18 protein-coding genes are annotated in these 20,980 nt (G+C 69.5%); 6 read left to right on the top strand and 12 right to left on the bottom strand.

Going from position 1 to position 20,980, the window contains the following annotated elements:
• Positions 1-39 precede the first annotated feature (39 nt).
• From P3W75_RS23640 to P3W75_RS23595, 10 genes are all read right to left on the bottom strand, one after another.
• Positions 40-957: an NTP transferase domain-containing protein gene (locus P3W75_RS23640; protein WP_276229747.1), complete on the bottom strand. Its 918-nt coding sequence runs from the start codon at positions 955-957 to the stop codon at positions 40-42.
• A gap of 10 nt (positions 958-967) precedes the next feature.
• Positions 968-2,470: an aldehyde dehydrogenase family protein gene (locus P3W75_RS23635; protein WP_276229746.1), complete on the bottom strand. Its 1,503-nt coding sequence runs from the start codon at positions 2,468-2,470 to the stop codon at positions 968-970.
• 17 nt (positions 2,471-2,487) lie between these two features.
• A complete protein-coding gene (locus tag P3W75_RS23630) occupies positions 2,488-3,522 on the bottom strand; it encodes an aminoglycoside phosphotransferase family protein (protein WP_276229745.1) in 1,035 nt (344 codons plus the stop codon).
• Positions 3,523-3,526: 4 nt separating this feature from the next.
• Positions 3,527-3,871 (bottom strand): cupin domain-containing protein, encoded by a 345-nt coding sequence (locus P3W75_RS23625; protein ID WP_276229744.1) that lies wholly within the window; start codon positions 3,869-3,871, stop codon positions 3,527-3,529.
• A 262-nt stretch (positions 3,872-4,133) separates the two neighbouring features.
• On the bottom strand, positions 4,134-4,499 hold the full coding sequence (locus P3W75_RS23620) for a cupin domain-containing protein (protein ID WP_276229743.1): 366 nt from the start codon (positions 4,497-4,499) through the stop codon (positions 4,134-4,136).
• The gene (locus P3W75_RS23615; protein WP_276229742.1) at positions 4,492-5,793 is read right to left on the bottom strand and encodes a glycosyltransferase; all 1,302 of its coding nucleotides are present in this window, start codon (positions 5,791-5,793) and stop codon (positions 4,492-4,494) included. Before P3W75_RS23615 ends, P3W75_RS23620 begins: the two co-directional genes overlap by 8 nt.
• Positions 5,794-5,823: 30 nt before the next feature.
• The gene (locus P3W75_RS23610; protein WP_276229741.1) at positions 5,824-6,903 is read right to left on the bottom strand and encodes an ABC transporter ATP-binding protein; all 1,080 of its coding nucleotides are present in this window, start codon (positions 6,901-6,903) and stop codon (positions 5,824-5,826) included.
• Positions 6,896-7,702 carry an ABC transporter permease gene (locus P3W75_RS23605; RefSeq protein WP_276229740.1) on the bottom strand — a complete coding sequence of 269 codons (807 nt, stop codon included), beginning with the start codon at positions 7,700-7,702 and terminating at the stop codon, positions 6,896-6,898. Before P3W75_RS23605 ends, P3W75_RS23610 begins: the two co-directional genes overlap by 8 nt.
• Positions 7,695-8,567: an ABC transporter permease gene (locus P3W75_RS23600; RefSeq protein ID WP_276229739.1), complete on the bottom strand. Its 873-nt coding sequence runs from the start codon at positions 8,565-8,567 to the stop codon at positions 7,695-7,697. Before P3W75_RS23600 ends, P3W75_RS23605 begins: the two co-directional genes overlap by 8 nt.
• A gap of 183 nt (positions 8,568-8,750) precedes the next feature.
• A complete protein-coding gene (locus P3W75_RS23595; RefSeq protein WP_276229738.1) occupies positions 8,751-9,800 on the bottom strand; it encodes a polyamine ABC transporter substrate-binding protein in 1,050 nt (349 codons plus the stop codon).
• 215 nt (positions 9,801-10,015) lie between these two features.
• Here P3W75_RS23595 and P3W75_RS23590 point away from each other — a divergent pair, with 215 nt between their 5' ends.
• From P3W75_RS23590 to P3W75_RS23565, 6 genes are all read left to right on the top strand, one after another.
• The gene (locus tag P3W75_RS23590) at positions 10,016-10,948 is read left to right on the top strand and encodes a GntR family transcriptional regulator (protein WP_276229737.1); all 933 of its coding nucleotides are present in this window, start codon (positions 10,016-10,018) and stop codon (positions 10,946-10,948) included.
• A gap of 93 nt (positions 10,949-11,041) precedes the next feature.
• A complete protein-coding gene (locus tag P3W75_RS23585) occupies positions 11,042-12,322 on the top strand; it encodes a glycosyltransferase (RefSeq protein WP_276229736.1) in 1,281 nt (426 codons plus the stop codon).
• A gap of 311 nt (positions 12,323-12,633) precedes the next feature.
• On the top strand, positions 12,634-13,137 hold the full coding sequence (locus P3W75_RS23580) for a sigma-70 family RNA polymerase sigma factor (RefSeq protein ID WP_276229735.1): 504 nt from the start codon (positions 12,634-12,636) through the stop codon (positions 13,135-13,137).
• Positions 13,138-13,168: 31 nt separating this feature from the next.
• Positions 13,169-14,179, top strand: coding sequence for a FecR family protein (locus P3W75_RS23575; RefSeq protein ID WP_276229734.1), 1,011 nt, complete (start codon positions 13,169-13,171; stop codon positions 14,177-14,179).
• Positions 14,180-14,297: 118 nt separating this feature from the next.
• On the top strand, positions 14,298-17,126 hold the full coding sequence (locus tag P3W75_RS23570) for a TonB-dependent receptor (RefSeq protein WP_276229733.1): 2,829 nt from the start codon (positions 14,298-14,300) through the stop codon (positions 17,124-17,126).
• Position 17,127: 1 nt separating this feature from the next.
• The gene (locus tag P3W75_RS23565) at positions 17,128-18,195 is read left to right on the top strand and encodes a cytochrome-c peroxidase (RefSeq protein WP_276229732.1); all 1,068 of its coding nucleotides are present in this window, start codon (positions 17,128-17,130) and stop codon (positions 18,193-18,195) included.
• Positions 18,196-18,360: 165 nt separating this feature from the next.
• Here P3W75_RS23565 and P3W75_RS23560 read toward each other — a convergent pair whose 3' ends face one another.
• Positions 18,361-19,830, bottom strand: coding sequence for an aldehyde dehydrogenase family protein (locus tag P3W75_RS23560; RefSeq protein ID WP_276229731.1), 1,470 nt, complete (start codon positions 19,828-19,830; stop codon positions 18,361-18,363).
• Positions 19,831-19,939: 109 nt separating this feature from the next.
• The gene (locus P3W75_RS23555) at positions 19,940-20,767 is read right to left on the bottom strand and encodes a nuclear transport factor 2 family protein (protein ID WP_276229730.1); all 828 of its coding nucleotides are present in this window, start codon (positions 20,765-20,767) and stop codon (positions 19,940-19,942) included.
• Positions 20,768-20,980: the final 213 nt, after the last annotated feature.

Below are 20,980 nucleotides of genomic sequence, written 5' to 3'. Positions count from 1 at the left end.
CGGCGTGGGTGGGGAGATGGGTGTGGTTCTGGTAGTTCGCTATGGCGTGCCCAGGCGGCTGAAGGCCGGGACGCGGGTGCCTTCGGCCAGGCTGACGCCGGGGCCGAAGACCACGCAGGGTTCCACGGTCACGTCGCGGGCCCATTGGGTGTCGGCGCTGAAGTAGACGGTGGCCGCGTCCAGCAGGCTGACGCCCTCCTCCATCGCCTGCTGGCGGCGGCGTTGCTGGAACAGGCGTTCGGCCTCGTGGAGTTGCTGGCGGTCGTTCACGCCGAGGATTTCCTCTTCCGGCACTTCCACCATGGCCACCGGCAGGCCCGCCGCGTTGGCGTGGGCCACGGCGTCGGTGAGGTAGTACTCGCCTTGGGCGTTGTCGCGGCCGATGCGTTGCAGCAGCCACAGGCAGTGGTCGGCGCGGAAGGCCATGACGCCGCCGTTGCACAGGTCGATGGCCAGTTCCTCGGGGCTGGCGTCGCGGGCTTCGCGGATGGCCTTGAGGGCGCCCTGCTCCATCAGCAGGCGGCCGTAGCCGCCCGGCTCTCGGGTGCGGAAGCCGGCCACGGCGACGGCGGCGCCCTGCTCCAGGGCCTGGCGCAGGCGCTGCAGGGTGTGCGGGCGCAGCAGCGGGGTGTCGCCGCAGAGCACCAGCACGCAGCCTTCGTTGAAGTCGCGCAGGGCCTGCTCCGCCGCCAGCACGGCGTGGGCGGTGCCCAGGCGTTCGTGCTGGGTGAAGCGCCGCGCGGCGGGGGCCGTGGCGGCCACGTAGGCGTGGGCTTCGCTGGCGTCCGGGCCGAGCACCACCGCCACCCGTTCCACTTCGGCGGCCGCGCAGGTCGCCAGCACGTGGCCGAGCAGCGGGCGGTTGCCCACCGGGTGCATGACCTTGGGCAAGCGCGAACGCATACGCGTGCCCTGGCCGGCGGCGAGGATCACCGCCAGCGTGGGGAATCCCGGCATGGCTGCCTCCTCAGGCCTGGTAGAAGACGTCGTCGGGGTACGGGTACCACCAGTCGTGGACCTTCGGCTGGTGGTCGATGATCACCATCTTGCTGCGGCGGAAGGCGTCCAGGCCCTGGCGGCCGAGTTCGCGGCCCAGGCCCGACATCTTCCAGCCGCCGAAGGGCAGCGCGTCGTTGTCGATCAGCGGGTTGTTCACCCAGACCATGCCCGCCTCCAGGCGGTCGGAGGCTTCCATGGCCTCGGCGAGGTCGGTGGAGAACAGCGAGGCGCCCAGGCCGAAGGGCGAGTCGTTGGCCAGGCGGATGGCTTCGTCGAAGTCGCTGACCTTGCAGATGGCCGCCACCGGGCCGAAGCATTCCTCGCTGAAGATCGCCATGTCCGGGGTGACGCCGGTGAGGATGGTCGGCTCGTAGTACCAGCCCACCGGCAGGTGTGGCGGGATGCGTCCGCCGCAGACCAGGGTGGCGCCCTTGGCCAGGGCGTCGTCGACCAGGCGCATGACCTTGGCGCGCGCCGCCTCGCTCACCAGCGGGCCGATTTCCGAGCGTTCCAGGCCGTGGCCGATGCGCAGCTGGCGGGTGCGTTCGGCGAAGCGCGCGACGAATTCGTCGTGGACCTCGTCGACCACGAAGAAGCGTTCTGCCGAGGTGCAGATCTGCCCGGTGAGGTGGAAGGCCGCGGTCACCGCGCCGGCCGCCGCGACTTCCAGCGGGGCGTGTTTGGAGACGATCAGCGGGTCGCTGCCGCCGGCCTCGATCACCGCCGGCTTCATGCGCTCGGCGCAGGCCACGGCCACCGCCTTGCCGGCCGCCACGCTGCCGGTGAAGGCCACGGCGTGGGTGCCCTCGGACTGCACCAGCAGTTGCGCGGTGCTGGCGTCGCCGGGCAGGCAGCTGACCAGTGCGGCCGGCAGCACCTTGAAGTGCTCCATGAATTTCAGGGTGCACAGGCTGGTGCTTTCCGCCGGCTTGACGATGCAGGCGTTGCCGGCGGCCAGGGACGCGGCCAGGGTCCAGCACATCAGCAGGATGGGGAAGTTGAACGGCATGATGTGCACGCTCACGCCGTAGGGTTCGTAGCGCACGTGCTGGAAGGAGCCGATCTGGGTGGTGCCGGCCACCTTGCCGGCGTCGTCGCGGGCCATTTCCGCGTAGTAGCGGAAGATCGGCGCGCAGTTGGCCAGCTCGCCCATGGCTTCGGGGAAGGGCTTGCCCATTTCCAGGGTCATCAGCCGGGCGACTTCGCGCTGGGTGGCCTGGTCGCTTTCGATGGCGCTGGCCAGCCGGTGCAGCAGCGCGGCGCGGCTCTTCGCGTCGACCTGGCGCCAGGCGCGCTGGGCCGAGTTGGCGGCGGCCACCAGGGCCTCGACGTCGGCGGCGTCGCCCAGGGCGATGCGGCCCACCGGGCTGAGGTCCGCCGGGTTGACGATGGCGCGCGTGCGGGCGCTGGCCGGGGCCTGGTAGTCGGGGTTGACGAAGCGCAGCGGGGTGTCGCTGTGGAAGGCGGTCATGGGGTTCTCCGGGCGGTTCAGTCGGTGGCCAGGCGCTGGGCCAGCACGTCGGTGTGCAGGGCCTGGCGCCAGTGCGGCAGTCGGTGGTCGAGCAGGTCGCGCAGCGGGTGCAGCGCCGGGGCTTCCAGGGCGCGCTGGAACAGGCCGAGCACGCGCGGCAGGTGCGCCAGGTAGCCGTGCTTGCCGTCGCGCCGGGCCAGGCGCACGAAGATGCCGAGCACCTTGGCGTGGCGTTGCGCGGCGAGGGCCTGGTAGTCGGCGATGAACTGCCGGGCGTCCAGCTCGGGGCGGTGGGTCAGGTAGTGGCTCAGCAGCGATTCGCGCAGGGCTTCGGGCACGTCGCGGCGGGCGTCCTCCAGCAGCGACATGAGGTCGTAGGCCGGCGCGCCGCAGAGGGCGTCCTGGAAGTCCAGCAGGCCGCAGGCGGCCACGCCGGGGCGTTCCTTGAGCAGCATCAGGTTGTCCACGTGGTAGTCGCGCAGCACCAGCACCTCGCGGCGCGAAGCCACGCCACGGCAGGCCGCGGCGAAGGTCGCCAGGTAGTCGTCGCGCAGTTGCGCGGCGGCGCTGCGGCCCACCAGCAGGGGCGCGTACCAGTCGATGAACAGCGCGCCCTCCTCCGCCAGCCTGGCCGCGTCGTAGGCCGGCAGGCCTTCGGCGGCGGCGGCGCCTGCGCGGTGCAGTTCGACCAGGGCGTCCACCGCCAGGCGGTACAGCGGCGCTGCTTCGTAGCCGCCGGCGAACAGCCGGGTGTAGGTGGCCTGGCCGAAGTCTTCGATCAGCGCCAGGCCCTGGCCGACGTCCGCCGCCAGCACGCGCGGCGCCGACAGCCCGCAGGCGTGCAGCAGCTGCGCCACCTGCAGGTAGGGCGCCAGCGGCTCGGCGCCGGGCGGCGAGTCCATCAGCAGCAGGCCCTGGCCGCCGAGGCGGAAGTAGCGGCGCGCCGAGGCGTCCGCCGGCAGCGCGTCGAGGGCGTGGCCGGGGTGGCCGCTGGCGGCGAGGAAGGCCTCGCGCGCGGCGGCGCGGGTGTCGGGGGCAAGGCTCTGGCTCATGGGATCACCGGATCATGTAGACCTTCTTGATGGTCTCGTGGACCGTGCACACGCCCTTCCAGTCCTTGGGGAAGAAGGCGGCGGTGTCCGGCTCGATCTCGATCACCTCGCCGGACTCGTGCACGTAGGTGCAGCGGCCTTCGAGGAAGTGGCAGAACTCGTCGCTGGTGACGTGGCAGAACCACTTGCCCGGCGTGCAGTGCCAGATGCCGCATTCGGACTGGCCTTCGGGGCCCTTGTGCAGGACCACGCCGCTGACGTGGGACTCGCCTTCGAGCATGGTCGGGATCACGCCCCAGTCCTTGAGTTCGGTGACTTCCAGCGGGCGGTGGATTACGGGGGTTTTCATCGTTCACTCCTGATGAGGCGAAGCATGTGGGCGAATGACCGCTTGTGGTGATTCGCCGGTGGGTTCGGTGCCGCTCGGCGGCGGATAACGCTTGGGGCGTTATGCGCCCTACGGGTGGTCGGTCTTGTGGGGCGAATGACCGTTTGCGGTGATTCGCCGGTGGGTTCCGGTGTGGCTCGATGGCGGATAACGCCTGTGGCGTTATGCGCCCTACGGGTGGTCATGTAGGGCGGATAACCGTTCGCGGTTATCCGCCGGTGTCTCAGGCCAGCATGTAGAGGTTGCGAATGGTCTCGTGCACGGTGCATTCGCCGGTCCAGCCGGCGGGGAACAGCACCAGGGTGTCGGGCTGCACTTCGATCACTTCGCCTGCGTCGGAGCGGTAGGTGGCGCGGCCGGCGACGAAGTGGCACAGCTCGTCGCGCGGGATCGCCAGGCGCCAGCGCCCCGGGGTGCAGACCCACAGGCCGGTCTCCGGGCTGTTGTTCGGGCCCTTGAACAGCAGGCGCCCACTGGAGTGCGAGACGCCTTCCAGGGCGTCGCCCTGCACGCCCCAGTCCACCAGGTCGTCGTAGGCGCGGGCGCCGAGGATGTGCGGCGCGCTCGAATCCTTGCGGAACTCAGGCATGGTTCACCGCCCTGCCCTGCAGCAGCCCATCGAGAATCCGCGCGGCGTCTTCCGGGCCCTTGCGCGAGCGCATGTAGTCGCTGGTGCGCGCCAGGCGCTCCTGCATCAGCTGGTCGCCCAGCAGCTGGGCGATGTTGCGCGCCAGGTCCTGCTCGCTCCAGTCGTAGCGGTCCATGCGCAGGCCGTGGCCGCTTTCCTGGGCGCGCATGGCGTTGTCGTGGCCGTCCCACACGTAGGGCATGACGATGGCCGGCTTACCGAAGAACAGGCACTCGGTGAAGCTGTTGTTGCCGCCGTGGTGGATCACCGCGTCCACCTGCTCGATCACCGAGGGCTGCGGGTACCAGTTGGAGACGATCACGTTGTCCGGCAGGTCGGTGTACTTCTCCACGTGCTCGCCGACGTTGAACAGCGCGCGGTACGGCAGCTTGCCGATGGCGCCGACCAGGCGCTGGAGCAGCTCGACGTCGCCCGAGCCGAGGCTGCCGAAGCTGACGTACAGCAGCGGCTTGTCGTTGTGCGCCTTGAACGGCGGAATCTCGTAGGGCTTGTCGGTGCGCACGCAGCCCTGCAGGTAGTGGAACTGCCGCGCCGGCAGCGGGTGGCGACGGGCGAACTTCACCGGGTCCGGGTACAGCAGCAGGTTCATGTACGGCGACTCTTCGAAGAAGGTGCCCAGCGGGTACGGGCGCTCGCCGCACTGGGCGAGGAAGTCGTTGAAGTCGGCGTGGATCGGCGCGATCACTTCCTCGAAGCGCTTCTGGAAGCGCGCGTGGCCGTCCTTGTCGTCCACGCTCATGCCCGACAGGTAGGGCGGGATGTCCGGGTCGTGCACCTCGTTCTCCGAGCAGGAGATGATCCGCACCCAGGGCTTGCCGTAGTGCTTGATGGCCGGGAAGAGGATGACGTTGTCGACGCAGATCAGGTCCGGCTTGATTCGCTCGAGGATCGCCGGCAGCTCCTTCTGCGCCCACTTGGAGGTGGAGACGATGGCCTCCCAGCACTCCTTCACGTAGTTGTCGAGCTGGTCGATCGGCGCCTTGCGGAAGTTGGGGATGTGGCCGTTGATGAAGTCCGTCCAGTAGCGCGCCATCTCCTCGGCGGGCATCGGTTCGGACATGTTCACGTAGTGCTCCTCGAAGCCGTACGCCGCGTAGACCCCGGTCATGCCCGGGTCGGTGAGGAACACCGCCTTGTGGCCCAGGGCCTCGCAGGCCTGGGCGATACCGACGGAGTTCAGGGCCGGGCCGTAGGCGGCCTCGGGGAAGAAGGCGATGACCTTGCGTTCACTCATGACAATTCTCCTGGTTCTTCTTGTAGGCAGTCAGTGGCTCAGCACGCGGGCGTGGCGCGCGTCCCAGCCCAGGCGCACGGGCATGCCGGTGGCCAGGCGCAGGTGGTCGTAGTCCGAGGACGGCACGCGGACGATCAGCGGCCGGCTGGACAGCGCGGTGTGCACGTGGAGGTTGGTGTCGAGGCCGTGGTAGGCGATTTCCGCCACCTCGCCCTGCACCTGGTTGTCGGTGGCCGGGGCGGCCTCGGTGAGCACCCGCAGGCGCTCCGGGCGCAGGGCCAGGGTGACGCTGTGCGGCCCGGCTTCGGCGCCGCGCTCGATATTCAGCAACTGGCCGCCGGCGCGCAGCTGGTCGGTGCCCACGCGCTCACCGTCGATGAGGTTGCTGACGCCGATGAAGTCGGCGACGAAGCGGCTGCCGGGGTTCTCGTAGAGTTCGCTGGGGCTGCCGACCTGGCACACCTTGCCGTCACGCAGCACGGCCATGCGGTCGGACATGACCAGGGCTTCTTCCTGGTCGTGGGTGACCATGATGAAGGTGATGCCGCTCTCGTGCTGCAGGCGCTTGAGTTCCAGCTGCATCTTCTCGCGCAGCTTCTTGTCCAGCGCGCCGAGCGGCTCGTCCAGCAGCAGCACGCGCGGGCGCTTGACCAGCGCGCGGGCCAGGGCCACGCGCTGGCGCTGGCCGCCGGAGAGCTGGTCGGGCCGGCGGTTGGCCAGTTGGCCGAGCTGCGCGGTGTCGAGCACCTGGTCGACGCGCTGGCGAATCTCGGCGGCGGACAGCTTTTCCATCTCCAGGCCGTAGGCGATGTTGCCGCGCACGCTCATGTTGGGGAACAGCGCGTAGGACTGGAACATCAGGTTCAGCGGGCGCTTGTTCGGCGGCAGCGGCGAGATGTCCCGGCCGCCCAGGTAGATGGCGCCGGAGGTGGGCGTCTCGAAGCCGGCGATCATCCGCATCAGGGTGGTCTTGCCGCAGCCGGAGGGGCCGAGCAGGGCGAAGAACTCGTTCTCGCGGATGCTCAGCGACACCCGGTCCACCGCGGTCAGGCCCTCGCCGAAGGATTTGCTCACCTGGTCCAGGACCAGCAGGTCGGATGGCTTAGTCATGGGCTTTGGGCACCTTGTTCAGACGTTGGGAAGCGAACAGCGCGGTGAAGCTGACCAGCATCACCAGGGTGGCGAGGGCGTTGATCTCGGGGGTGACGCCGAAGCGGATCATCGAGTAGATCTGCATCGGCAGCGTGGTGGACGCGCTGCCGGAGCCGGAGTTGAAGAAGGCGATGATGAATTCGTCCACCGACAGGGTGAACGCCAGCAGGCCGCCGGCCAGCACGCCGGGGAAGATTGCCGGCAACAGCACCCGCCGCGCGGTGGTGAACCAGCCGGCGCCCAGGTCGATGCTGGCTTCGAGGATGGAGTAGTCGAAGTGCTTCAGCCGGGTGCGCACCACCGCGCAGACGAAGGCGATGTTGAACACCACGTGGCTGAGGATGATGGAGTGCAGCCCCAGGCTCATCTTCAGCAGGTTGAAGAAGCTCAGCAGGGCGATGGCCAGGACGATGTCGGGGATGATCATCGGCGCCATCAGCAGGGTGTCGGCGAGGTTGCCGCCGCGCCCCGTGCCCTGGTTCCGCGCGCGCATTTCCACGCCCAGCGCCAGCAGGGTGCCGAGCACGCAGGCGATGAAGGTGGAAGTCAGCGCCACGATCAGGGTGTTCAGCGCGGCGTGCTGGATGGAGGCGTTGGCCAGCAGCTTGGCGTACCACTTCAGCGAGGCGCCGCCCCAGGCGGTGGGCAGGCCGCTGGCGTTGAACGAGAGCAGGATCAGCACCAGGATCGGCACATAGAGGAAGGCGTACACCAGCCACAGGTGGGCGCCCAGGGCGAGGCCGGAAGGATTACGCATGGCGTTCGCCCTCCGCGCCCTGGGCCCGGCGCGCGACCAGGGCCTGGATGAACAGCAGCACCAGCATGATGCCGATCAGGAAGAAGCTCAGCGCCGAGCCGAACGGCCAGTCGCGGGCGGTGAGGAACTGCGCGTAGATCAGGTTGCCGACCATCTGCACCTGCTTGCCGCCGAGCAGGTCGGCGGTGATGAAGTTGCCGATCGACAGCACGAAGACGAACACCGCGCCGGCCGCCACGCCGGGCACCGAGAGCGGCAGCATCACGCGGCGGAAGGTGGTCCAGCCGGAGGCGCCGAGGTCGCGCGAGGCTTCCCACAGTTCGCGGTCGATGCGCGACAGCGAGGAGTAGATGGCGAGGATCACGAAGGGGATGTAGTTGTACACCAGCCCCAGCACCACGGTGCCGTCGGTGTACAGCAGGTTGATCGGCTCGCCCTCGTAGCCCAGCAGGCTGAGCAGGCGGTTGAGCAGGCCTTCGCGGTTGAGCAGGACGATCCAGGCGTAGGTGCGGATCAGGTAGTTGCTCCAGAACGGCAGCATCACCAGGAACAGGTACACCGCCTGCCGGCGCGGCGTGGCGCGGGTGATGGCGTAGGCCGCCGGGTAGCCCAGGAGCACCGCGAAGAGCATCGCGAGACCTGCGATCTTCGCCGAGCGCAGGAGGATGTCGAGGTACAGCGGGTCCATGGCGCGCTGGTAGTTCTCCCAGGTGAACACGTAGTCGATGCCGCCATAGGCACCGCGTTCGAGGAAGCTGTAGAGCAGCACCAGCAGGCACGGCAGCAGCAGGAACAGGGCCAGCCAGCCCAGCCCGGGCGCGAGCAGCCAGGCCGACAGTTTGCGGTCGGCGGACAAAGCGGTCATGCGTAGTTCCCCCAACCCCACGCCAGGTGGGGTGCTTCAGGGTTATTAAATGCAGTGAAGTCTCGGGGCGAGCGAGCTAGAGCGAGGCAAGGCGAAAACAAGCGTGGGCGCGGAGTTCAGGCCGCTAAATGAGCAAGCCCGCGCTTGTTTTCAACGCAGCATCGCCGACGCGCAGCCGACCCCTTACTGGGCAGCCATGATTTCCGTGACCGCGCGGGTGTAGGCCTTCTGCGTGGAGCCGCCGACGTCACGCAGCTGTTGCTGCTTCACCAGCTCGGCCGGGGTGGTGGTGAGGTTCGGGTACTTCGCCAGCAGGTCCGCCTTCAGCGTGGCCATGGCCGCCTGGTTGGGCACCTTGTAGAGGATGTTCTCCGCCACCCAGGCGTGGTTCGCCGGCTCCAGCATGTAGTTGATGAAGCGGTAGGCGGCCTCGGGGTTCTTCGAGCGCTTGAGCACCACCATGGTGTCCACCCAGAGGTCGGAGCCTTCCTTGGGCACCACGAACTTGATCGCCGCGTTGGCCTGGGTGCCGTAGTTGCACCAACCGTCCCAGGCGTGGGCCATCAGCGCCTCGCCGGAGGCCAGCTTGGAGTAGAAGGTGGTGTCGTCGAAGGACAGCAGGCGCTTCTTGGTGGCGATCAGCTGGTCGCGCACCACGGCGATCTGGTCCGGGTTGCCGTCGTTCACCGACCAGCCGTTGGCCAGGAAGCCGGCGCCGAGCAGCCAGCGGTCGGTGGCGAGCATGGTGGTCTTGCCCTTGAGCGCGTCGCTGGGCTTGAGCAGGTCGCTCCAGCTGGACGGCGCCGGGCTGACCTTGTCGGAGCGGTAGCAGATGCCGGTGGTACCCCAGGTGTAGGGCACGGAGAAGTGGTTGCCCGGGTCGTACTCGAGCTTCTGCGCCTCGGGATAGAGGTTCTTCAGGTTGGGGACCTTGGCCGGGTCGATGTCGGCCAGCAGGCCCTGCTTGTGGAGGATCTCGGCGAACGGCGAGGAGACGAACACGACGTCGTAGCCTTCGCCGCCGGAGGCCATGAGCTTGCCCATGATCTCCTCGTTGGTGGCGTGCAGCGACTTGTCGGCTTCGAGGCCGGTGTCCTTGTGGAATTTCTCCAGCGCGTCCGGGGCCATGTAGCCGTCCCAGATGGAGATCACGAGGTCCTTGGCGCTGGCCGTGGTGGCGGACAGCGTGAGCGCGAGGGTGGCCCCCGCGTAGAGCATGGTCTTCAGCTTCATCTTGCGCACCTAACGACGGGTTGTTGTTGTTTCGAAGGGCAGCGGAACGAAAAGCGTACTACATGTCTTTTTTCGAAAATAAAAACCAACCAGCTGGCGAAGTCAACACTTTGTTGCATTCTTGTTGAGCACCGGCGGCTGTGGCATAAGGGGCACGCGCCCCGCCCGGCGCCATGCAGCCGCGGCGGCAGAGGCCCGACACAGAGGTATCCGGCTTGAGCAACGAGAGCGAAAAAAAACCGCGCACCAACCACCTGGAGCTGGCGCGCAAGATCATCGAGCACGCCCAGGACCAGGGCCTTGCCGCCGGCGACGGCCTCTCGGAGCAACAGCTGGCGCGCGCCTTCGGGGTTTCCCGCACGCTGATCCGCGCGGCCCTGGCGCTGCTGCTGGAGCAGAACCTCGCCGCCCACCAGGCCGGCAAGGGCTACCACCTCACCGCCGACCCTTCCAGCCAGGTGCTCGGCCCCGCCCTGCCCCAGGCCGAGGAACAGGCGCTGGCCGCCTCGGTGCTGCGCGACCGCATGGCCGGGCGCCTGGGCAACAGCCTGGGGGCCAGCGAGCTGATGCGCCGCTACGAGATTTCCCGCGCCGCCGCGCAGAAGGTCCTGGCGCAGCTCAGCGAAGACCAGGTGCTGGAGCGCGGCGCCGGCCAGAGCTGGAGTTTCCGCCCGCTGCTGAACAACCTCGCGGCGCTGGAAGACAGCCTGCGCTACCGCCTGGTACTGGAGCCCGAGGCCCTGCTGGCGCCGGGCTTCGAACCCGACCTGGCGCGCCTGGCGCTGCTGCGCGGGGCCATGGAGGAGCTGCTCGCGGCGCCGGTGGAGCGCTTCGACGTGGCGCAGTTCCGCGAGCTGGACATCGGCTTCCACGAGCTGGTCGCCCAGGGCTGCGGCAACCGCTTCATCGCCGACGCCCTGCTGCAGCACCAGAAGCTGCGGCGCCTGCCCAACCTGCTGCCGATGGTCAGCGTGCACCGCCTGCAGGAAGCCCTGCGCGAGCACCTGCGGATCATCGAGCAGGTCGAGCGCGGCCAGCTGGAAGTGGCCGCCGACCTGATGCGCCTGCACCTGCGCCTGTCCGCCGCGCAACGGCCGCAGACGGCCAACCGCGGCATTCCCCAAGGGCTGGCGGGGCTGCGCCGCTGATTTTTCATCTAAGGGTGTTTTTTTTCTGAAAAAAATGCAGTATCCGTTTCACGTGACCAAGCCGGCACCCGACCGGCCAGGGAAATGCCCCCGATGAGCAGAACCAGAACCATCGCCTTCTTCCCCGAGGCCAGCTTCGGCGCCGCGCTGAACTGCATCGGCATCGCCCAGGCCCTGCGCGACATGGGCGCGCGGCCGGTGTTCATCTGCCATTCGCACTTCCAGGGCATCTTCGCCGAGTACGGTTTCGCCGAGTACCCGCTGCAGCTGGATTCGCCGCTGTCCGCCGCCGAGCACCAGCACTACTGGGAACGCTTCATCGAGCGCAATGTGCCGTACTTCGACCAGACTCCGCTTGCGCAGATCGACAGCTACGTGGCGCCGGCCTGGGACGCCATCATCGACACCGCCATCGAGTCGGAGAAACCGTTGCAGCAACTGCTCGCGCGGCTGAAACCCGACGCCGTGGTGCTGGACAACGTGGTGGCCTTCCCGGCCATCACCCGCGCCGGCTGCCCCTGGGTGCGCATGGTCTCGTGCGCCGAAACCGAGCTGCCGGACGCCGCCGTGCCGCCCTACCTGTCCGGCGCCAGCGCCAGCGACCCGCAGGCCTGCGCGCGCTTCCGCGAACGCTACCTGGAGGCCCTGAAGCCGGCCCAGCAGCGCTTCGCCCGCTTCCTCGACGACTGCGGCCACGCGCCGCTGCCGGCCGGGCAGTTCCTCGAGGACTCGCCCTGGCTCAACCTGCTGCTGTCGCCGACGCCGGTGCGCTATGAGCGCGCCGAACCGCTGGCGGCCGAGCGTTACCTGTACCTGGACGGCTGCGTGCGCAGCGAGGCGCCCTACGTGCCGCCGCAGTTCCCGCGCCACGACGACGCGCCGCTGATCTACGTGAGCTTCGGCAGCCTCGGCGCCGCCGACGTGGTGATGATGCAACGGCTGATCGACGCGGTGGCGCAGCTGCCCTACCGCTTCCTGATCAACGTCGGCGCCTACCGCGAGCACTACGCGACGGTGCCGGACAACGTCTACCTCGACAGCTGGTACCCGCAACCGGCGGTGCTGCGCGAGTGCCAGCTGTTCATCCACCACGGCGGCAACAACAGCTTCTGCGAAGCGCTGTACCACGGCCTGCCGTCGGTGATCATCCCCTACTGCTGGGACGGCCACGACAACGCCCGGCGCGCCGAGGAAGTCGGCGTGGCGCGCTACCTGCCGCGCTTCGAGGCGCCCCTGGCGGCCCTTCCCGGCGCCCTGGCCGAGTTGCTCGGCGATGCGGCCATGCACGCGCGCCTGGCGCAGGTCCGCAGCCAGATGCAGGCCTCGCGCGGCACCGAGACGGCGGCCCGCGCCATCCTCGACATCTGCCCGTAGGAACGGGCCATGCCCGCGATTATCCGCCGTCCCACGGTCAACGGCGGATAACGCCCGAGGCGTTATGCGCCCTACGTTTCCCCGCACCGCAACGAAACACCCCGTAGGGCGAATGACCGTTCGCGGTCATCCGCCGTGCCCACTGCCCACCGACGACGGCGGATAACGCCTGGGGCGTTATGCGCCCTACGCTTCGCCGCACCGCCACGAACACCTCGCAATTCCCCTGGCATCTCCCCGCCCTTCCTGGGATGATAATGATTTTCATCCCCAACAAAGCGCCACTCGTGGCCGCCAGAACCGCCGTCATCGTGAGCGACCCAGGCCAACACAAGCTGCAGCTGTTCCTCGCCCATCGCCCGGCGCTGGTCAGCTACGCCACGCCCATCGTCGGCTGCCGGGCGCAGGCCGAGGACATCGTGCAGGAAGCCTGGCTGCGCTTCGCCGGCGCCGAGCCGAGCAGCCAGCCTTCCGCCTACCTGTACCGCATCGTGCGCAACCTGGCGCTGGACTTCATCCGCCGGCCGGTGCGCGAGGAGCAGCAGGCGGCGGAGGACGATTTCTTCGACTTCCTCAGCGACCAGCGCCCCTCCCCCGAGCAGATCGCCCTGCAGCGCGAGGAGCTGCTGCGCGTGCACAGCGCCCTGGGCGAGCTGCCCGAACGCACGCGCCGGGTGTTCGAGCTGTACCGCCTGGAGGGCCTGACCCTGCAGGCGATCGCCGACCAGTTGCAGCTGTCGGTGGCCATGGTCCACAACCTGGTGCGCCAGGCCCTCACCCACTGCGCGCGGAGCCTTGCCGACGATGGACACTGAAGCCTGGCGTCGCGGGCCGAAGCCGCCGACAATGCGTGCCGCCGATCCCATGGATGAGGACGCCGCCGTGAGCGCCACCCCGCCACGTTTCACCCCCCGCGACGACGACCCGCTCTGGCAGGAAGCCCTGGACTGGCTGCTGCGCCTGCGCGAGGCGCCGGATTCCGCCGAGCTGCGCCAGGCCTGCCGCGCCTGGGCCGCCGCCGACCCGCGCCGCGCCCAGGCCCTGCGCCTGGCCGGGCAGACCTGGCGGCTGAGCGGCGTGCCCAGCGCCGACGCCCGCCCGCAACCGGCCAACGCCGAACCGCCGCCGCTGGCCCGGCCGCGTCGCCAGCGCCCGCGCTGGCCGGTGGCGCTGGCCGCCGCGCTGCTGCTGGGCGTGGCCACCTGGCTCGGCCAGCCGAGCGACCCGAACCACTTCAGCGCCAGCGCCAATCGCGAGCTGCAACTGCCCGATGGCAGCCGGGTCGCGCTGGCCGCCGGCAGCGAGCTGCAGGTGGAATTCTCGACGGCGCGCCGGCACCTGCGCCTGCTCAAGGGCGAGGCGTTCTTCGACGTCGCCCATGACAGCGCCCGTCCCTTCAGCGTCGAGGCCGGCGGCGGCGAGGTGACCGTCACCGGCACCGCCTTCGACCTGCGCGCCGACCCGCTGGCCTGGGAGGTGGCGGTGGCGCGCGGCTCGGTGCGCGTGCAGCCGCCGCGCGGCCTGCCGCTGCGCCAGCTGGGCCCCGGCGATCACCTGTCGCTGACGGCGCAGGCCGAACTGGCGCGCCAGGACAAGCTGCCGGTGGAGCGCATCGGCGCCTGGCGCCAGGGCCAGTTGCTGGCCAGCGACACACCGCTGCCGGAGCTGTTCGACCAGCTGCGCCGCTACTACCCCGGCGTGCTGCGGGTGGACGCGCGAGCCTTCGCCGGCAAGCGCGTCACCGGCGTGTACGACCTGCGCGACCCGCGTGGCGCCTTGCAGGCCATGCTGCAGCCCTTCGGTGGCAAGGTCGGCGGCTGGGGGCCGTTGTGGCTGTCGGCAGAGTCCGACAGATAATTTTTTCATCCGCGACTGAAAAAAACCGCGCGGCCTACGTCATTGAGCGCTGAATGCGACTGAGAGTCGTTCTCGATTGATAGAGACGCCAGTGGCGTCCGTCCGGAGACAGCGCAAGATGAACCCCAACGGGAAGTCCGCGGCCCCGCGTCGCGGCCGTTTCAGCTCCACCCTGCGTCAGGTCGGCGGCGTCGGCCTGCTCAGCCTGGCCCCCCTGTTCACCCTGCCGGCGCTGGCCGACGACGTCGCCGACGACGCTTCGATGCCCGCCGAACGCAAGCTGCGCTTCGCCATCCCGGCCCAGCCGCTGGCCGACGCCCTGCTCGCCTTCGGCCAGCAGAGCGGCCTGCAGGTCAGCGTCGACAGCGACCTGCTGACCGGCCTGCGCAGCCAGCCGGTGAGCGGCCAGCTGAGCCCCTGGACGGCGCTGGAAGACCTGCTGCGCGGCAGCGGCCTGCACTGGCGCTACGCCGAGCCGAACCTGGTGACGCTGTTCCGCGTCGACCTCAGCCGCGCCATCTCCACCGACGACGTCTGGGTGCGCGCCGCCCGCCAGGAAAGCTTCCAGGGCGCGATGGTCTTCGACCGCGAGCTGATCGAGCGCCTGCCGGCCGGCAACGGCGACATCACCAGCCTGCTGAAGATGGACCCCAACGTACAGTTCGACGACGCCCAGCTGAGCAGCAAGACGCCTGGCGAGATCGACCCGGCCAACGTCAGCATCAACGGCGCCAAGTACTGGCAGAACCTGTTCCTGGTCGATGGCGTGAGCATGAACAACGACATCGACCCGGCGGCCGACGCCAGCAGCGCCGGCAACATGACCGACGTGCCCGGACGCAGCCAGGGCCTGGCCCTGGACACCGACCTGCTGGACTCGGTGAAGGTGCTCGACAGCAACGTCCCGGCCTCCTACGGCGGCTTCAACGGCGGGGTGATCGAGGCCAACACCCGGCAGCCGACCCGCGACCTGCACGGCAAGGTGTCCGCCCAGGTGAGCCGCTCGGAATGGACGCGCTACCACATCGACGAGCGCGACGAGCAGAACTTCGAGAACTCCACCAGCTACACCAACCAGCCGGAGTTCGACAAGCTGGTGCTGCGCAGCACCCTCGAAGGCCACGTCACCGACGACCTCGGCCTGCTGCTGAACTACTCGTCGAAGCGTTCCACCATCCCGCTCAAGGGCTACAACGCCAGCTACAGCGACCCGGCCGAGGGCATCGACAAGGACCAGACCCGGCGCATCGACAACTACTACCTCAAGGGCGTCTGGCAGGCCCGCGACGACCTCGCCTTCGAGGGCGCGCTGACCTACGCCCCGCAGGACAACCGCTACTTCATCGTCAACGGCCGCGACTCGATGCTCGACATCCAGTCCGGCGGCTACCAGGCCAGCCTGCGGGCGATCTGGGACGCCTCGCTGGCCAACGTCACCCAGACCTTCGCCTGGTCGCGCCTGGAGAACTCCCGCGACAGCGAGAAGAACTACTACAAGGGCTGGCGCTGGTCGCCGGAGAAGAACTGGAGCGCGCCCAATGCCAGCAGCTCCACCGTGCTCAGCTCCGAGGGCAACTATGGCGACATCGAGCAACGCCAGACGGGCCTGAGCTACAAGCTCAACGCCGACTGGCACCCCTGGCAGCTGCTGGGCAGCGAACACCGCGTGCAGACCGGCCTGGAGCTGGCGCGGCAGAACGTCTACTACGAGCGCCTGGAAGAGTTCCAGTACGGCTCGCTGCTCAAGGCCACCAGCGCCTGCCGCGAGAGCGACTGGTGCTCGATGAGCCCGACGCCCTACTTCGCCGGCAAGGGCCAGGCGTTCACCCAGCTGAACGTCTACGAGGCCGGCAAGATCGAGTTCGACACCACCTCCTGGGCGCTCTACGCCCAGGACCAGATCGACATCGGCCGCCTCACCCTGCGCCCCGGCCTGCGCCTGGACGGCGACGACTACATGGACAAGAAGACCCTGGCGCCGCGCTTCGCCGCCGAGTACGACCTGTTCGGCGACGGCCGCACGCGCTTCACCGGCGGCGCCAACCGCTACTACGGGCGCAACATGTTCGCCTACCGCCTGTACGACGGCCGCGCCGCCCTGCAGTACAAGCAGACCCGCGCCAGCGGCGCCGCCGCCTGGGGCGCGCCGGTGCGCACGCAGAACGGCACGCGCTTCAACCAGCTGGACATCCCCTACGACGACGAGTGGACCCTGGGCGTCAGCCAGCTGGCCTTCAACACCGAGTTCGCCCTGAAGTACGTGCACCGCGACGGCCGCGACCAGATCATCCGCACCCAGGGTCGCTACCTCGGCCAGCCGGCCACCGGCGACCTCAGTAGCACCTACTACACCTACACCAACGGAGGCAGCAGCGAGAGCGACATCCTCACCTTCACCGTCACCCCGCAACGGCGTTTCCAGCTCGCCGGCACCAGCAGCATGCTGCAGCTGGCCCTGGACTGGACCGATGTGACCAGCTCCAACGTCGACTACTCCACAGCGGTCAGCGAGGCCGACCTGGCCGACCCGATCATCCAGTACGACGGCAAGTTCATGCGCTACTCCGAACGCCCGGCGGACAACTTCAACCGCCCCTGGACCGCGCGCCTGACCACCATCACCGAGATCCCCCAGGCCAACCTCACCTGGAGCAACTTCCTGCGCTACCGCGCCGGCTACCGGCAGATCATCGACACCGGCGACAGCGTGAACTACCAGGGCACCGCGGTGGACGTCTGGGAAGAGGAACGCCAGGACGCCGTGGTCACCTGGGACCTGCGTCTGGCCTGGGAACGGCCGACGGCCAAGGACCAGGCGGTGTTCGTCAACCTCGACGTGTTCAACGTGCTCGACGAAGTGGCGGTGAGCACGGTGAACAGCACCAGCGGCGTGCCCACCTACGAGGTCGGCCGGCAGTTCTGGGTGGAGGTGGGTTATCGCTTCTAGGATGCTGCTGGCCGCCGCGCTGCTGCTCGCCGGCCAGGTTCACGGCGAAGACTGCGCCACGCCGGCGGGCGGCGCGGTGGACCACGCCTGCCTGCGCCGGGTGTACAGCCAGCCCAGCGCGAACTGGCCGGCGCCGAACCTGAGCCCCGGCGTCGCCTGGCACGAACTGGCGTCGCTGCCCAAGCCACCGGCGCAGGACCCGCTCAAGGTGGCGCTGGGTGAGAAGCTGTTCTTCGACCCGCTGCTGTCGCGTTCCGGGCAGCTCGCCTGCGCCTCCTGCCACGAGCCGGACCTGGCCTTCGCCGACGGCCGCAAGGTGTCCTTCGGCCACGACCGCCAGGCCGGCAGGCGCAACGCGCCCAGCGTGGCGATGGCCAGCCATTTCAGCCAGCTGTTCTGGGACGGCCGCGCCGGCAGCCTGGAGCAGCAGGCGCTGATGCCCATCGTCGACCCGCTGGAAATGGCCTTCACCCTCGACCCGCTGCTGACGCGCCTGCGCGAGCACACCGACTACCCGCGCGCGTTCGCCACCGCCTTCGGCACCGAGGTCATCAGCGCCGAACGCCTGGGCCAGGCGCTGGCCGCCTACCAGCGCAGCCTGGTGCCCCGGCGCGGCGCGCTGGACCGCTTCCTGCTGGGCGACAGCCAGGCGCTGAGCGACAGCCAGCTGCGCGGCCTGGACCTGTTCCGTGGCAAGGCGCGCTGCCTGAACTGCCACCAGGGCGCGGCGCTGAGCGACGACCAGTTCCACAACCTCGGGTTGACCTACTACGGGCGCAAGTACGAAGACCTCGGCCGCTTCCGGGTGAGCGGCCGCGCCGAGGACGTCGGCGCCTTCCGCACGCCCTCGCTGCGCCAGGTGGCGCGCACCGGGCCGTGGATGCACAACGGCCTGTTCCCCGACCTGCGCGGTGTCCTCAACATGTACAACGCCGGCATGTTCCACCCGCAACCGACGGCGCAGCAGAAGGACGACCCGCTGTTCCCCAAGACCTCGCCGCTGCTCGAACCGCTGCGGCTGGATGCCGGCGAGCTGCAGGCGCTGCTGGATTTCCTCCAGGCCTTGTAGGGCGGATAACCGTTCGCGGTTATCCGCCGCCAGCCGGAACGCACAGCGTATTGGGGACGGCGGATAACGCCTGTGGCGTTATGCGCCCTACGCCACGTGCTGGCGCGGGCACCGCGCTCCCCGTAGGAGCGCGCCATGCGCGCGATTCGCGGGCGCGGTCCGCGCCTACAGGTACCAGCCCCAGGCGTCGGCGCTGGTGTATTCGGTGACCTGCTTGGTCTCCAGGTAGTTGTCCAGGCCCCACACGCCCAGCTCGCGGCCGATGCCGCTCTGCTTGTAGCCGCCCCAGGGCGCCTGGGTGAAGGTCGGTTGCGAGCAGTTGACCCAGACGATCCCGGCGCGCAGCGCGCGGCTCACCCGCTGGCAGCGCTGCGGGTCGGCGGACATCAGCGCGGCGGCCAGGCCGAACGGGCTGTCGTTGGCCAGGCGCACGGCCTCGGCTTCGTCGCGGAAGGTGCGCACCGCCAGCACCGGGCCGAAGATTTCCTCGCGCCACACGGCGCTGTCCAGCGGCGCGTCGAGGAACACCGTGGGCTCGACGAACCAGCCGCGCTCCAGGTGCGCCGGGCGCTTGCCGCCGCAGGCCAGGCGCGCGCCTTCACGCTGGGCGCGCTCGATGGCCTGCAGCACCTTGGCGTGCTGGCCCTGGCTGACCAGCGGGCCGAGCAGCACGCCTTCGTCCATGCCGTTGCCGATGCGGATGCGCCGGGTTTCCTCGACCAGGCGCTCGATCAGCTTCGGTGCGATGCCTTGCTGCACCAGCAGCCGCGAAGTGGCGCTGCACACCTGGCCCTGGTTCCAGAAGATGCCGAACAGAATCCACTCCACCGCCGCCTCGACGTGGCTGTCGTCGAAGACGATGAACGCCGACTTGCCGCCCAGCTCCAGGCTGACGTTCTTGATGTCCTGGGCCGCCGCCGACATGATCGCGCGCCCGGTCGGCACGCTGCCGGTGAAGGCCAGCTTGTCCACGCCGGGGTGCGCCGAGAGCGGCGCGCCGGCGTCGCGGCCGAGGCCGGTGACCACGTTCAGCACGCCCGCCGGCAGCCCGGCGGCGTCGGCCACCTCGGCCAGTTGCAGGGCGCTCAGCGGGGTCAGTTCGGAGGGCTTGAGGACCATGCTGCAACCGGCCGCCAGGGCCGGGGCGACCTTCCAGGCGGCCATCAGCAGCGGGTAGTTCCAGGGGATGATCTGCCCGGCCACGCCCACCGGCTCGCGCAGCACCCGGCAGCGGAAACGTTCGTCGGGCAGCTCCAGCACTTCGCCGGCGCCGTCCAGGGTGTCGGCCAGGCCGGCGTAGTACTCGAAGCAGCCGATGGCGTCGTCGATGTCCCACTGCGCCTCGGGCAGCGGCTTGCCGTTGTCGCGCACTTCCAGGCGCGCCAGGGCGTCGCGGCGGCCGCGCAGGCCCTCGGCGATGGCGCGCAGGTAACCACCGCGCTCGGCGCCCGTGCTCTGCCCCCAGGGGCCCTGGTCGAAGGCGCGGCGGGCGGCGTCCACGGCGGCGCCGATGTCTTCGGCGCCGGCCGCCGCCAGTTGCGCCAGGGGCGCTTCGCTGGCCGGGTCGAGGGTGTCGAAGGTGGCGCCGGCGGCGGCCGCTCGCCATTGGCCGTCGATGTAGAGTCGTTCGCTCATGTCGCTCTCCTGGGGCCCTTGGCGCGGGCGCGAGTGGGAAAGCCCCGAGGATAGCCGCGGCGCCCCGGCGCCGGCAGCGCCCGCGCCTTGCACGCGGGCCCGGACGCACTCAGCCGGCGGCGCGGCGCTCCAGCCAGGCCTTGGGCGACAGCCCGGTTTCCTCGCGGAAGCAGCGGTAGAAGGTCGACAGCGAGCGGAAGCCGGCCTCGCGCGCCAGCTCGTCGATGCGCGTGGCGGCGCCGGCGACTTCCAGTTGCGCCAGCAGGTGCTTCAGGCGCAGCTGGTTGAGGTGCTGGTAGAAACTGCAGCCCAGCACCTGGTTGAGTAAGAAGGAAATCTGGTTGCGCGTGTAGCCAGTGGCGGCGGCCACCTGGGGCATGTCCAGGTCGGGGTTGAGGTAGGGCTGGCCCTGCTCGAAGTACTGCTGGATATCGCCGGCCAGCAGGCCCAACTGGCGCGCCGAGAGGCCCAGGCGGCTCACCGCCACGCGCGGGTTGGCGGCGCCGCTGGGCGCCTCGCGCTGGCCGAGCAGCGCGGTGTGTTCGTTGACCTGGACGATGCGCCCGTCGCGCACGGTCAGCGCCTCGCAGGCGCGGAACGAGACCAGCCCTTCGGTGCCGCGCAGGGTCACCTGGTATTGCAGGAACGCGGTGTCGCCGTCGACCCGCAGGCGGTCGCAGTACAGCTGGTTCTCGTCGCCGGACGCCGGCATCCCGGCGAGCAGGAAATCACGCAGCTCGGCGGGAGCGATGCGCCGGCCCTGGAAGAAGTCGTTGTATTCCACCTGCGGGTCGAACAGCGCCATCAGCGCGTCGATGTCGTGGCGGCGCCAGGCCTGGTGGTAGCGCATCACCACCGCGTGGGTGGCCGCCCCCGCCGGGTCGACGCGGTAGTGCTGCTCTTCGAGGCCGGTGCTCCAGCCGTTGTCCTGTTTCATCTGCTTCCTCTGTCACGCCGGTCTGTGCCGGCTGCGGTTCCGGGCGTGCCCGCAAAGAGCCCGGAGTCGTTTGCGCGCCCACGCGCAACCAGTAAAAAACTCCCACGGTGCCAGCGCACCCCCACCTGCATCCGTCGGAGCACAGCATGCCCAGCCAACCCCTCCACGCCAACCTCGCCCACGCCCGGCCCCGGCCGTTCTGGCTCGACACCC

The organism is Pseudomonas citronellolis, from assembly GCF_029335315.1.
In the GTDB taxonomy this organism is placed as follows: domain Bacteria; phylum Pseudomonadota; class Gammaproteobacteria; order Pseudomonadales; family Pseudomonadaceae; genus Pseudomonas; species Pseudomonas citronellolis_A.
The sequence above is the reverse complement of the archived record's forward strand: the minus strand, read 5'-3'. Positions and strand labels throughout refer to the sequence as shown.